The organism is Amycolatopsis sp. TRM77291, from assembly GCF_054166285.1.
The window spans coordinates 5,725,250-5,738,876 of the sequence record NZ_JBSZHF010000001.1; the positions used below are offsets into that span (position 1 = coordinate 5,725,250).

Genomic DNA, 13,627 nt, shown 5'->3' on the forward strand with positions numbered 1-13,627 from the left:
GCGAAGTCGCGCGCCCGGCCGGTTTTCGCGCTACAGCTGCCGCACCCGGATGTTGCGGAACTCCATCAGGTCGTTGTCACCGTGGTTCTGCAGACCGATGAACCCGCTGACGAACTGCCGGAAGTCGGTGGACGGGTCGCCCGCCCGCGACGAGTTGATCCCCGGCGCGTTCTCGAACTCGTTGATCACCACGCCGTTGCGGATGATCGTGTACTTCTGCCCGACGACCTTGACCTCGTACTCGTTCCAGGTCCCCTTCGGCTTCACGCCCGCCTGGTCCAGCGGCCGCGGGTCGAAGTTGTAGATCGACCCGGTCTTCTGCGGTTCACCGGTGGCCCCGTCGTACAGCTGGACCTCGTGACCGCAGTAGATCGCGACCCAGGCCTGTGACGTCCTGGCCGAACCGACCGTGCCGCAGCTGCCCGGCGGACGCTGCTCCAGCGGGGTGCGCGGATCCGGGAACCGGACGAACACACCGCTGTTCGCGCTGCCGTTCGGCGCGATGTCCTTGAACTGCAGCTTCACCGAGAAGTTGCCGAACTGCCGTGCCGAGTACCACAGCATCCCCAGCCCGCCCGACGGTCGCAGTGACCCGTCCGGCTGGATGGCGAACTGCCCGGACGGCGCCTGCGACCAGTTCCGGAACGACTCCGGCGTGCCGTCGTAGATCGCGTCGTAGCCGGTGACGCCCTTGTTGCCGATGGGCGACGCGGCGGCCGCGGCGTTGATCTTGTCCGACTCGGCCGCGTTCAGCACGCCGAGGTCGCCCAGCCGGTCCACGGCCTGGGTGACGTGGTTGACGAATCCGGCGTGGGAGGTCCACGTGGAGTCGTCGTCGATCATGTCGTCGACCGTGCAACCGCCACCGGCGTTGCGGTTGGTCACCCCGGTGTCGGTGTCGCCGATGGTCACCGTGGCGCTGGGATCCGCCACGAGACACCCGACGCTCACCGAGTTCCGCGTGGTCACCGTCTCGCCGTTCGCGTAGGTCACGGTCAGCTTGGCGGTGTACAGCCCGGTGCGCGGGTAGGCGTGCCGCGGGTCGGGCTGCGTCGAGAACGTGCCGTCGCCGAACTCCCACTTGTAGGAGACACCGCCGGACTTCGACCCGGTGAAGGCCGCGGTGAGCGGCTTGTTCTGCACCATCGTCGAGGACGCCGCCGCGGACGGGGTGGCCTCGCCGCCGATGTAGCTGATCTTCAGCAGCTTCTGGTTGTTGGTCAGGGTGAAGAAGCCGCCACCGTAGTCGAGCGCGTACAGCGCGCCGTCCGGCCCGAACTTGGCGTCCATCCACTGGTTCAGCTTGGTGTCGCCACCACCGGTCGGGATGATCTGCCGCACGGTCTCGGCGAACACCGGCGGATCCTGCTTCGCGACGCCGTTCGGGTCGAGGGTGACCGCGATCCGGTTCTGCCCGTTGCTCTGGTCACCGATGAACCACTTGTCGTTCCAGTAGGCGGGCCACGCGACGCCGCTGTTGGTGTTGACCAGTTCGCGGTGGTACGTCGGCCCGGTCATGACCGCCTGGCCGCCGCCCTTGAGGTAGGGCTGCGTGTAGGTGGCCTCGGCCGCGTTGTACGTCGGGACGGAGCTGTTGGGGCGGTTGGGGAACACCGGCCCGCCGCCGTCCGGCGCGTACCAGATCATGTTCTTCTTGATCGGCGGCAGGTTCACCAGGCCGGTGTTGCGCGGCGAGGTGTTGACCGGGTTGTCGCAGTCGTACCAGCCGGTGAGGACCGCGGCGTCGGTGCTGCTGCGGTCGCGGTACGGCTGCTTGTTGCCCATGCAGTACGGCCAGCCGTGGTTGCCCGCCTCGGTGATGACCGTGGCGGTCTCGTACTTGGCCGGGCCGAGTTCCGGGCTCGGCGAGGACGCGTCCGGGCCGACCCACGCGGCGGTCAGCCAGTTGGTCTTCTTGTCGACTTGCAGACGCGAGATGTTCCGCACGCCCATCACGTAGATCTCGGGCCTCGTCTTGTTCCCAGGGTCGTTGGCCTCGGGGAACAGGTTGCCCGCCGGGTTGGTGTAGGTACCGTCCGGCTCCGGGTGGATCCGCAGGATCTTGCCGTTGAGGTCGTTGGTGTTACCGGCGGTGCGGCGCGCGTCCTGGAACGAGACGCCCTTGTAGTCCTGGGTCCAGTTGTTGCCGGAGTACCCGTTGGAACCCTGCGACGAGTTGCTGTCACCGGAACCGATGTAGAGGTTCCCGTCCTTGTCGAAGTCCATCCCGCCGCCTGCGTGGCAGCAGCTGTGGACCTGGACGTCCCAGGACAGCAGGTCCTTGCGGGTCGCCTGGTCCAGCGTCTGGTTCTTCAGGTCGTAGGTGAACCGCGAGACCGTGCGCTTGCCGATCCGCTTGTCGATGTCGACCGACTCGTGCGGCATCCAGTAGGCGTACATGAAGCCGTTCTCGCTGAACTTCGGGTCCAGCACGAGACCGAGGAGGCCTTCCTCGTTCTTGACCAGTTCGTCGCCGCTGCCGCGGTTGCCCATCACCTTCAGCGTGGTGAGCAGCTTCGGCTTCTTGGTGACCGGGTCCCACTGGTGGATCGTGCCGCAGCCGGCGCCGATCTGGGGGTTGGTCCAGTCGTTCGGCGCGGGGACGACGTTGCCGGCGCAGGCGGCGCGGCCGATGTAGAAGACCCGGCCGTTCGGCGCGATGGTGAGCCCGTGCGGCTCGCCCATCTGGTCCAGCTGGCCGGGCTGGTTGATCCCGGTCAGGCGCTCGACCTTGTAGTTGGCCGCGATACCCGCCTTGCAGTCACCGCGCACCATGCCGGTGGTCCACTTCAGCGCGCCGAGGATGTGGCTGCGGAACTGGGCTTCGCCGTAGCTGGCCTCGGTCCGGCCCATGCCGGTGTAGAAGGAGCGGCCGCCGTCGTAGTCGCGGCACCACGAGATCGGGTGGAAGGCGCCGTTCGCGCCGACACCCGGCTTGTAGGTCGACTCCTCGACCTGCGCGACCGTGTGCACGGTGCCGACCGGGTTGACCTCCCAGTTGAGCCACCGGTCGGTGCGGACCCACTTCTGCGGCAGGCCCGCGGTGGCCGGGTTCGCCTTGTCGAGGACGTCGACCGTCGCCTCGGCAGGCGGGGCCTCCGGCGGCGGCGGGGTGGTCGAGTTGTCCTTGTACAGCTTCCAATCCGCCAGCTGGATGAGCGGTTCACCGGCGTTGGCGGTGATGTTCAGCCGGTAGTTCGCGTACGCCGTGGTGTTGGCGAAGGTGAACTTGCGGCTCACGAACCGGTCGGCGAACGTCTCGTTGGTGCGGGTGTCCAGATCGGTCCACGTGGTCCCGTCGTTGGAGCCCTGCAGGGTCCAGCTCTTGGGGTCACGTCCGGGGAAGTCGTTCGCCGACACGAGGTCGTAGCTGCTGACGGCGACCGGGGCGGCCATCTTGTAGGCGACCCAGCCGGTCGGCTGGAACGCCAGCCACTTGGTGTTCTCGTTGTTGTCGGCGAGCTTTTCCTTGCTCTCGTTGGGCGCGTTCTCCGCGCTCGCGGTGACCGAGGCGACCGCCTCCGGCGTGGGACGCGCCCCCACCGGACGGGCGCCGATCAGCCCGGAGAACCACTGCGAGCCGTCCTGCGCCCGCGCGGCGTCGGACAGGCCGAGGAAGCCGCCGCCCGCCTTCATGTAGTTCTGCAGCGAGGTTTCCTGGTCGCGGTTCAGCGTGATGCCTTGCGCGGACAGGAAGACGACGCCGCGGTATTTCGCGAGGTTCGCCTGCGTGAACACCGCGGGGTCCGAAGAGGACGAAACGGAGATCCCGTTCGCCTGGCCCAGGCTTGCGATCGCGTCCGTGGCGCGCAAGACGGGGTCCTTCTGGTCCGCGGCGGTGCCGTGGAAGACCAGGACGTTGACCGGGACGTTCGTCGCGGCTTCGGCGGTCACCGGTGCGATGGCCAGCGGAAGCCCGGAGGTGACGACGGCGCCGACCGCGAGCGCGGCCAGCGATCGTCTGCGGAGCCGGCGTTGCGAAAATACTCGTCTCAAGTTCTCGCTCCTTTCAAGGCTAGTGGTGGTGGGCCGAGGCGCCGGTGGCGTTCGGCGTGGACGTGGTGTGCTGGTGCCCCTTGAAGCGGTCGATCGCCTCCTGGGCGCCCGCGGGCATCCCGCCGTCGGCGTTGCGGACCAGGAACACCCCGGACATGCCGTCGTCCGAGTGCTGCTGGACGTGGCAGTGGTACATCCACGCGCCCGGCCCGACGCCGTCACCGGCGATCACCTGGAACCCGAAGGAGTTGCCGGGGTCCAGGGTCTTGTTGTCGACGATCGGGGCGTTGTCGGTCGCGCTGGTGAGCATGCCGGTGCGGGTGTCCGCCCAGCGGTGCGCGTGCAGGTGGAAGGTGTGCATCAGGTTGCCGTGCCCGATGCAGATGAACTCGACGCGTTCGCCGAGGTTCGCCTCGAAGATCGGCGTGTTCGGGGCGATCTGGTGGTTGACCCACATTTCGGTGAACACCACGGTGAACTGCTTGCTGGGCAGCAGATCCCCGCGTTTGCGCACGATCAGGCCGCCGTAGAGGCCCTTCATCAGGCCCGCGGTGCCGTGGTCGCCGCCGAACGCGTGGTCGTGGTAGTGCCAGTACCCCGCGCTGCCGGGCATCCAGAAACCGTTGGCCGTCTGGTAGGCCGTCCGGGTCTTCCAGGTGTAGGTCTTGGTCTCGTAGGGCTTGTTGAAGGAATCGTTGAACGGCGAGCCGTCCGACTTGGTGTCGTAGTTGACGCCGTGCGGGTGGATCGACAGCCGCTGGTCGGTGTTGTTGACCAGCTCGATCACCAGCGTGTCACCCTCGTAGCACTCCAGGAGCGGCCCGGGGATCGTCGGCTTCCCGGGCTCCAGCCCGTAACCGACCCGGGTCGAACCGGGAACGTAGTCGGCGTAGATGGTGATGTTGCGGGTCATCCCGGCCGCGGCGGCCGGCGCCGATCCCGCGCTGGCCGACACCACGACCGGGGCGATGACCCCGGCCGCGGTGCCCGCGAGCATCGATCTGCGGGACAGCCCGCGTTTCTTCTTGTCCATTGTGGATTCCCCAGCTAGAAGCGGACGTTGCGGAGATAGGTGAATCCGGTCTGGGCGGTGCTCAGGGGATCCGTGGGGTTGTCGTGCTCGACGATGTATTCGGCGAGGTGGGGACGGGTGTGCCGGAAGATGCGGGCGAAGTCGATGACACCCTTGCCGGGGTCGACCATCCGGCCGTCCGCGGTCCGGTCCTTGACGTGGTACTGGACCACGCGCGGACAGTGCTGCCGGTACAGCGAGACCGGGTCCATCCCGCCTTCCACCGCCCAGAACAGGTCGATCTCCAGGTGCACGTACCGCGGGTTCGTGTTCCTGGTGAGCACGTCGTACGGGCGCACGCCGTCGATGGGCGCGAACTCGTGCGCGTGGTTGTGGTAACCGAGCGGGATACCGGCCTGGCGGAACTTCCGCGCCGCCGTGTCCATCCGGCCGGCGAACTGCTTCCAGCTGTCGATGGTGTCGAAGTTCGCCCACGGCACGTTGGCGCGGGTGTTCCCGAGGATCTTCGCGTCCGCGAGGGTCTTGTCGAGGTCACCGTCGATGCCGACGTGCGTGGACGTCGCCTTGATGTGGTTCTTGTCCAGCAGACCGCGGAACTCCTGCGCCGTACGGCCGTAGGTGCCCGCCAGCTCGACCTTCCGGTAGCCGATGTCCGCCAGCGCGGACAGGGTTCCCGGAAGATCGGCCTGCAGCGCGGTGCGCAGGGAGTAGAGCTGGATGCTGATCTTGTCCACCGGGACACGGCCCCGGCCGTGGTGGCCGTGTCCCTGGGTCTCCGCCTCGTCCGAGGTGGCGGCAGTGGCGACGGCCGGCAGGGCTACCGCCGCGCCGACCGCGACCGCCGCCGTCGCCGCACCACGCAGGAGTGATCGTCGAGAGTGGAACTGCTCAGCTTCTTCACCGCACATGAAACCGCCCTCACTTCTGGTTGCTGAAAGCCGCGTCGAAGGCCGCCGACGGCTTGTCGAACAGGAGCCCCCGCAGAAAGGTCACGGCCTCCGCCGCGCCCCGGAGCCGGTCCATGCCGGCGTCCTCCCACTCCACCGAGATCGGACCGGCGTAGCCGATCGAATTCAGTGCGCGGAAACAGTCCTCCCAGGGCACGTCGCCGTGCCCGGTCGAAACGAAGTCCCAGCCGCGTCGGGGATCTCCCCAGGGGAGATGCGAGCCGAGCCGTCCGTTCCGTCCGTCGAACCGCTTCCTGGTGTCCTTGCAGTCCACGTGGTAGATCCGGTCGGCGAAGTCGAGGATGAAGCCGACCGGGTCGAGGTCCTGCCAGATGAAATGCGAAGGATCCCAATTCAGCCCGAATGCCGGACGGTCGCCGACAGCTTCGAGCGCACGTTTCGTGGTCCAGTAGTCGTAAGCGATCTCCGACGGGTGGACCTCGTGGGCGAACCGCACGCCCACCTCGTCGAAGACGTCGAGGATCGGGTTCCACCGGTCGGCGAAGTCGGAGTAGCCGTCGTCGATGACCGCCTGCGACACCGGCGGGAACATCGCGACGTACTTCCAGGTCTTCGAACCGGTGAAGCCGATCACCGTGTCCACGCCGAGTTTCGCCGCCGCGCGGGCGGTGTCAGCCATCTCCTTCGCCGCTCGCTGCCGGACGCCTTCCGGCTCACCGTCCCCCCACACCCGCGAGGGGATGATGGCCTGGTGGCGTTCGTCGATCGGGTCGTCACAGACGGCCTGGCCGACGAGGTGGTTGGAGATGGCCCACACCTTGAGGCCGTGCTCGGCCAGCAGCTTCAGGCGGCCGGGCACGTAGTCCTCTTCGGACAGTGCGCGATCGACCTCGAAGTGGTCGCCGGAACACGCGATCTCGAGGCCGTCGTAGCCCCACTCGCTCGCGAGCCTGCACACCTCGGTGAACGGGAGATCCGCCCACTGGCCGGTGAACAGGGTGATCGGACGGCTCATGCTTGCTCCTCGAAGGTGATCGCGTCTACGTCGAACAAGCCGCCGGAACCGCCCTTGAACACGAGGAACAACGGGCCGGTACCGCCGGGGTCGGTGATGGCGGAAGCCGGGATGTCGGCATAGGTGTCCCAGCCGCCGGTGTTGGCGACGGTGACCGTCTGGACCAGCGGTCCGTCCACCGCGCCCGAGCGCACCTCGATCGTGCCGCCCGCGCCGCCGGACGAGACCCGGTAGCCGATGCCGCTGACGCCGACGAGGTTCACCGGGTCGAATTTGATCCAGTCACCGGATTCGATGTGGCCGACGCGTTTGCCGCCACTGGCGCCGGCGTGCGCGACGACCTCGATCCCGCTGGACTGGGTGTAGAACTCGGCCTGCTTCAGCTTCGGCTGCAGGATGGACTCGGCCTCGCCGGTGAGCGCGGGCACGCCGTTGCCGCCGTTGTCGGTGTAGCTGGCGTTGATGACGCCGAAGACGTTGGCGTCCGCGCCGTGTCCTTCGTCGGCGGGGGTGGCGATGGTGCCTTCACAGCCGGTCGCGCGGCTGAGCGGGTGCCCGTGGCCCTCGTGTCCGAGGATGTATTCGACGGTCACCTTCGAGCAGTCGATCGGGTTGTCCTCCGCGTCGGTCACCTCGACCTTGAACGGGACCATGTCGCCGAAGCTGAACACGCTGCCGTTGACCGGGGTCTTCAGCGTGACCACCGGCGCGGTGTTGCCGACGGTGACCACCACGCTCGCCGAGCCGGTCAGCCCGGTGGGGTCGGTGACCGAAAGCTTCGCCGTGTACTGGCCGTTCGCGGCGTAGGTGTGCGAAACCGGGGCCGCTTCGGTGGAGTCGGTGGTGCCGTTGCCGTCGAAGTCCCAGGCGTAGGTCAGTGCCTGGCCGTCGGGATCGTTGGTCCCGGCCGGGTCGAACTTGACCGTCAGCGGCGCCTGCCCGGACGTCTTGTCCGCGGCCACCTTGGCGATCGGTGTCCGGCGGCCCTTGGTGTAGTCGATGCGGTAGACGGCGGATTCCTTGGAGCCGCCGAAATAGCCGGTGCCGTAGTCGAGGACGTAGAGCGCGCCGTCCGGGCCGAACTCGAGGTTCATCGGGCGGACGAGGTCCATCGAATCGAAGAACGGTTTGATGGCACCGCGTTCCCCGTTCGGTCCGACGGTGACCTCCTTGATCCAGCCGCGTTCCCATTCGTAGGCGAAGGTCTTGCCGTCGAAGTACTCCGGGAACTTGGTCTGCGACGGGTTCTTCGCGTCGAACTGGTAGACCGGGCCGCCCATCGGCGACTCGGGGCCGGTGCCGAACTCGGGAAGTGAACCGCCGTCGTAGGGGATCCACGCCTTCTCGACCGGCGGCAGATCGGTCAGGCCGGTGTTGCGCGGGCTGGTGTTCTTCGGCTTGGCGCAGTCGAAGGCGGCGCCGGACTGCTTGGTGGCGAAGTCGTAGTCGATGAACGGCTGGTTGTCCCCGACGCAGTACGGCCAGCCGTAGTTGCCGGGCTTCTTGATCAGGTTGAACTCGACCGTGCCGCCGGGACCGCGCTTGGGGTCGGCCGCGCCGGCGTCGGGGCCGTAGTCGGCGAGGTGGATCCAGCCGGTCTCGCGGTCGACGGCGAACCGGAACGGGTTGCGGAAGCCCATCGCGTAGATCTCGGGCTTGGTCTTGGCCGTGCCCCGCGGGAACAGGTTGCCCCTGGGGATGGTGTACTTCCCGTTCGCGCCGACCTTGATCCGCAGCACCTTGCCGCGCAGGTCGTTGGTGTTGGCCGAGGTGCGCTGGGCGTCGTACACCGGGTTGCGGTCGGCGCGCTCGTCGATCGGGGTGAACCCGTCGGAGGCGAACGGGTTGGAATCGTCCCCTGTGGACAGATACAGATTGCCCCGTGCGTCGAAGTCGATCTCGCCGCCGGCGTGGCAGCAGATCCCGCGTTCGGCGGGGACCTGGAGGATCTTCTGCTCGCTCGCGAGGTCGAGCTTGTTGTCGGTGCCCAGCTTGAACCGCGAGAGCTGGTTGTAGCCCTTGAACGGCTCGAAGTCGGCGGGGGTGCCGTTCTCCGGCGCGTCACCGGCCGGGGTGTTCAGCTTGGGCGCGTAGTACAGGTAGACCCAGCGGTTCTTGGCGAAGTCCGGGTCGATGGCGACACCCTGGAGGCCGTCCTCGTCGTGGTTGTAGACGGGGATCTGCCCGGCCAGCGAGGTGGTCGCGGACGAGCTGGTGTACCAGACGCGGCCGTCGCGCGAGGTGTGCAGGACGTCGCGGTTGGGCAGCACGGACAGCGCGATCGGCTCGCCGGTCTTCTCCTCGCCCTTGGCCAGGGTGATCTGGTCGAAGTCCGCGTCGACCGGGTCCTCCTCGGTCTTGGCGCAGCCCGCTTCGCTCAGCTTGGTGGCGTACTTGATGCCGCCCGCCAGATGCTTGAGGAAGGCCGGTTCGGCGTAGGAGGCCTTGGTGTGCCCGCCGCCGGTGTACCAGGAGCGTCCGCCGGAGTTCTCGTGGCACCAGGCGATCGGGTGATCGCCCATCGCGCCGTCACCGGGCTGGTAGCTCTTCTCGTCCAGGCTCGCGAGGACGTGGACGTTACTGCGCGGGTTCTCGCGGTAGTTGTACCACTCGTCGGTGCGCGGCCAGGACTCCGGAAGATCCACAGTGGACACGTGCTCGTGGTCTTCGATCTTGACGTTCGCCTGCTGGATCTGCGGGTGGGACTTGAAATACGCGCCGACAAGCTCGCCGTACCAGGGCCAGTCGTACTCGGTGTCGGATGCGGCGTGCACGCCCACGTACCCGCCGCCTCCCTTCACGTACCGCTCGAACGCGGCCTGCTGGTCCGCGTTCAGCACGTCACCGGTGGTGGAAAGCCAGACCACCGCGTCGAAACGCTTGAGGTTCGCGTCGGTGAAGGCGGCCGCGTCCTCGGTCGCTTCCACCCCGAAGTGGTTCTGCGCCCCAAGGTCCTTGATCGCTTTGATCCCGTCGGGGATCGAATCGTGCCGGAAGCCCGCGGTCTTGGAGAACACGAGCACCGTGGCCGCTTCGTGCGCCGATGCGGTCTGCACCGGTAGCGCGACGCCTGTCAGAGCCGTGACCACGGATGTGACGAGCACACCCCATCGTCGTTTCAAAGACATAGCAGTGGCGATCCTTTCGATGAGCGGCGGCGATCAAGGAAGGGGATGCGGGTGGAGCTTTCCTTTCGTTGGAAATGAGGTGTTCGGACGAGTCAGCCAGGGCGAGGGGTTGCGAAAGTGGCCTTCGCAACGTCGGTACCGGCGAGAACAGGCGGCCATGTCCCGAAAGCCACTTTCGGGACATCAGACGTCGCGAAAGTGGCTTTCGCGACACACACGGGCCAAACCACCCCCGCCGCCTCCTCTACTTCAGGCCCTGCAACGACAACAGCAACGGATGTACGTCGGTCGCCCCCACACGACCGGACGGCTCGAAGGCCGGGTCGGAGCACAGCAGCACCGGACCGTCCTCGCCCGCATCCGGCAGCCGCCCGTGCGAGCCGCGCACCCAGCGCGGATCGGTCGGGACGACGTCCATCGCGTACCGGAGCCCGGCGAACTTCTTCGCCAGGTTGAGCCCGGCCCGCGCCTTGGCGAACTTGTCCTCCGGGTCGAAGAACAGCTCGGCGGGGTCGTAACCCGGTTTGCGGTGGATCTCGACGCCGCGCGCGAAGTCGGGCTTCCGCGCGTCGTCGAGCCAGTAGTAGTAGGTGAACCAGGAGTCCGGCTCGGCGACCGCGACGAGTTCGCCTGCCCGTTCGTGGTCGATCCCGTAGCGAGCCTGCGCCTCGCGGTCGAGCACCTCGTCGACGCCCGTCAGCTCGCCGACGATCGAGCGAACGCGCTCGACATCGGCGGAGTCGCGGACGTAGACGTGCGCGACCTGGTGGTCGGCGACGGCGAACGCGCGCGACGCCCACGGGTCGAGATACTCCATCCCCGCCTGGGTGTAGACCTCCAGCAGACCCTCGCGGCGCAGGGCCCGGTTGATGTCGACCGGCCGGTGCACGTTGGTGATCCCGTACTCGCTGAGCGCGACCACGGTCGCCCCGGCGTTGCGGGCGTCGTCGAGCAGCGGCGCGAGCGCGTTGTCCAGCTCCCGCGCGGCCGTGCGTGCCTGCGGCGCGTCGGGGCCGAAGCGCTGCAGGTCGTAGTCCAGGTGCGGGACGTAGGTCAGCAGCAGATCCGGCCGCTTCTCGCGCAGGATCTGCCGCGACGCCCCGATCACCCACTTGCTCGACTTGAGCGACGCCGTCGGGCCCCAGTACTGGAAGAGCGGGAACTCCCCCAGCGCGCCGGTCAGCTGATCGTGCAGCTCGGGCGGACGGACGTAGGCGTCCGGCGACTTGCGGCCGTCGGCGTGGTAGATCGGCCGCGGGGTCACCGTGACGTCGGTGCTCATCCCCATCGCGTACCACCAGCACACGTTCGCCGACGTGTAACCGGGATGCGCCGCCCGCGCGGTCTCCCACAGCTTTTCGCCGCCGACCAGCCGGTTGTGCTGGCGCCACAGGAAGATCTCGCCGAGTTCGCGGAAGTACCAGCCGTTGCCGACGATCCCGTGCTGCGCGGGCATGAGCCCGGTGAGGAACGTCGACTGCGCGCTGCAGGTGACGGCGGGCAGCACCGTGCCCAGTTCGGCCTGCCAGCCGTCTCGCGCGACGGCGGACAGTTTCGGCATGTCCCGCAACGCCTTCGGGGTCAGCCCCACGACGTCGATGACGACCAAGGGTTTCACGCGGACACCCCTTCCTCGACGAGGTTCGCCTGTGCCCATTCGAGTTCCGCGGCGATCCCGCCGACGAGGTCGCCCGCGTCCGGGAGCACGCTCCAGGTGTAGGTCTCGACCTCGATATGCGGTTCGCCGGGCAGCCCGGCGGCGACGGTGCGCAGCACGTCCGTGGTGGTGGACAGCGGCGCGGCCGGGGCCTGGTGCAGCGGCATGTGGAAGTGCACGCGCCACGGCCCCTCCCCCGGCAGCTCGGTCCAGGCCTCGGGCAGGTCGTCGGCCTTCCGCACCACACCGCCCGAAAGCTCGCGGACCTGGTGCAGGTATCGCGGTTCGGCGAACGCGGCCAATGCCTCACGCGCTTCGGCGGGCTTCTCGACGTGCAGCGCGGCGGAAGCCTGCACCTTGACGATGTCCACATCGGACTCCGCGATCGCCTTGAGGGTCCCCGCCGGGTCGGCGAACGACACCGCGAGGTGACAGGTGTCCAGGCACAGCCCGACGTACTCCGGGTCGACGCGGCCGGACAGCCAGCCCAGCGCGTCGGCCACGGTGTCGAGCACACAGCCGGGCTCCGGCTCGACGGCCAGTTTGATCGGGCTGCCACCGATCGCCCGGACGACCTGACCGAACGCCTCGGTGGCGCGGCGGTCGTCCTGTTCGGTCCACGGTTCACGCCAAGCCAACGGCAGCGTCGATATGCTGCCGTAGGACGCATCCTCGGCGAGGAGATCGGACAGCACGTTCACGCAGTCGATCGTGTACGCGACCCGGTCCGGGTTCGTCCACTCAGGACGGTAGACCGCGTGCTTGACGACGTCGTCGTGAAAGCCGCCGTACGGGAAGGCGTTGAGCGTGTACACCGAAAGCCCGCGGGCGTCGAGTTCGGCGCGGAAACGCTTGCGCGCCCCGGCGTCTTCGGCGAGCCCGCGCGCGACGGGCGCGGAAAGCCAGAGTCCGACGCCGAGCCGATCCGCGCCCAGCCGCTCGCGCACCGGGAGCGCATACCGCTCCAGCTGAGCGACGATACCGTCGACGTCTTCGGCGGGGTGGACGTTCGTACAGTAGGAGATCATTTGCGGGCACCTCGCAGCACCGAGTTGCCCTCGAAAGTGACGGCCTCGCCGGTGAAACCGGGCAGCGGGTCGAGCGTGAGCCTGCCGCTGAGCCCGTAGAACTCGACCGGGTTCTGCCATAGCACCTTGTCGACGTCGGCCTCGGTGAACCCGCCGTCGAGCATCGCCTGCCCGGTCTTGGCGGTCTTCAGCGGATCGGACCGGCCCCAGTCCGCGGCCGAGTTGACGATCATCTTGTCCAGCCCGTACTGGCGCAGGATCTCGACCATCCGGTGCTCGTCCATCTTGGTGTCCGGGTAGATGGAGAAACCCATCCAGGCGCCGGAATCCTTGACCAGCTCGACGGTGACCTCGTTGAGATGGTCGACGACCACGCGCTCCGGCGCGACGCCGGCCTCGCGCACGACGTCGAGGGTGCGCTTGGTGCCTTCCAGCTTGTCGCGGTGCGGGGTGTGCACGAGCACCGGGAGGTCGTGCTCCAGCGCCATCGCCAGCTGCCGCGAGAAGACCTCGTCCTCTTCCTTGGTCATCGAGTCGTAGCCGACCTCGCCGACCGCGACCACGCCGTCCTTCGCCAGATACCTCGGGAGCACGTCGAGCACCTCGCGGCAGCGGGGGTCGTTGGCCTCCTTGGGGTTCAGCGCGATCGTGCAGTGGTGCCGGATGCCGAACTGGGCGGCGCGGAACCGTTCCCAGCCGATGAGCGCGTCGAAGTAGTCGGTGTACGAGCCGACGCTCGTGCGCGGCTGCCCCAGCCAGAACGCGGGCTCGACCAGCGCGCGGACACCGGCCGCGTACATGGCTTCGTAGTCGTCGGTGGTCCGGGAGGACATGTGGATGTGGGGATCGAAGATACGCACGG

General features: G+C 67.9%; 8 protein-coding genes. All 8 read right to left on the minus strand.

Features of this window, described 5'->3' with window-relative positions:
* Positions 1-30: 30 nt before the first annotated feature.
* The 8 genes from ACXIZN_RS26270 to ACXIZN_RS26305 all read right to left on the minus strand — a co-directional run bounded on the left by ACXIZN_RS26270 (position 31) and on the right by ACXIZN_RS26305 (position 13,625).
* Positions 31-3,996, minus strand: coding sequence for a ThuA domain-containing protein (locus tag ACXIZN_RS26270; RefSeq protein ID WP_457957502.1), 3,966 nt, complete (start codon positions 3,994-3,996; stop codon positions 31-33).
* A 19-nt stretch (positions 3,997-4,015) separates the two neighbouring features.
* Positions 4,016-5,029, minus strand: coding sequence for a multicopper oxidase domain-containing protein (locus ACXIZN_RS26275; protein ID WP_457957503.1), 1,014 nt, complete (start codon positions 5,027-5,029; stop codon positions 4,016-4,018).
* A 14-nt stretch (positions 5,030-5,043) separates the two neighbouring features.
* The gene (locus ACXIZN_RS26280) at positions 5,044-5,937 is read right to left on the minus strand and encodes a sugar phosphate isomerase/epimerase family protein (RefSeq protein ID WP_457957505.1); all 894 of its coding nucleotides are present in this window, start codon (positions 5,935-5,937) and stop codon (positions 5,044-5,046) included.
* A gap of 10 nt (positions 5,938-5,947) precedes the next feature.
* Positions 5,948-6,952, minus strand: coding sequence for a sugar phosphate isomerase/epimerase family protein (locus tag ACXIZN_RS26285; RefSeq protein ID WP_126733941.1), 1,005 nt, complete (start codon positions 6,950-6,952; stop codon positions 5,948-5,950).
* Positions 6,949-10,080 carry a ThuA domain-containing protein gene (locus ACXIZN_RS26290; RefSeq protein ID WP_457957506.1) on the minus strand — a complete coding sequence of 1,044 codons (3,132 nt, stop codon included), beginning with the start codon at positions 10,078-10,080 and terminating at the stop codon, positions 6,949-6,951. The genes ACXIZN_RS26285 and ACXIZN_RS26290 overlap by 4 nt, the downstream gene beginning before the upstream one ends.
* 244 nt (positions 10,081-10,324) lie before the next feature.
* Entirely contained in the window at positions 10,325-11,698 is a 1,374-nt protein-coding gene (locus ACXIZN_RS26295) for an alkaline phosphatase family protein (protein ID WP_457957508.1), read from the minus strand.
* Complete coding sequence (eboE, locus tag ACXIZN_RS26300; RefSeq protein WP_457957510.1) at positions 11,695-12,765, minus strand: metabolite traffic protein EboE; 1,071 nt, start codon at positions 12,763-12,765, stop codon at positions 11,695-11,697. Before eboE ends, ACXIZN_RS26295 begins: the two co-directional genes overlap by 4 nt.
* Positions 12,762-13,625, minus strand: coding sequence for a TatD family hydrolase (locus ACXIZN_RS26305; protein ID WP_457957512.1), 864 nt, complete (start codon positions 13,623-13,625; stop codon positions 12,762-12,764). The genes eboE and ACXIZN_RS26305 overlap by 4 nt, the downstream gene beginning before the upstream one ends.
* Between the last annotated feature and the right edge of the window lie 2 nt (positions 13,626-13,627).

Bases quoted from the DNA above. Each gene is read 5' to 3' on its own strand.
- ACXIZN_RS26275 (WP_457957503.1), bottom strand. From the start codon at position 5,029: ATGGACAAGAAGAAACGCGGGCTGTCCCGCAGATCGATGCTCGCGGGC.
- eboE (WP_457957510.1), bottom strand. From the start codon at position 12,765: ATGATCTCCTACTGTACGAACGTCCACCCCGCCGAAGACGTCGACGGT.
- ACXIZN_RS26290 (WP_457957506.1), bottom strand. From the start codon at position 10,080: ATGTCTTTGAAACGACGATGGGGTGTGCTCGTCACATCCGTGGTCACG.
- ACXIZN_RS26280 (WP_457957505.1), bottom strand. From the start codon at position 5,937: ATGTGCGGTGAAGAAGCTGAGCAGTTCCACTCTCGACGATCACTCCTG.
- ACXIZN_RS26285 (WP_126733941.1), bottom strand. From the start codon at position 6,952: ATGAGCCGTCCGATCACCCTGTTCACCGGCCAGTGGGCGGATCTCCCG.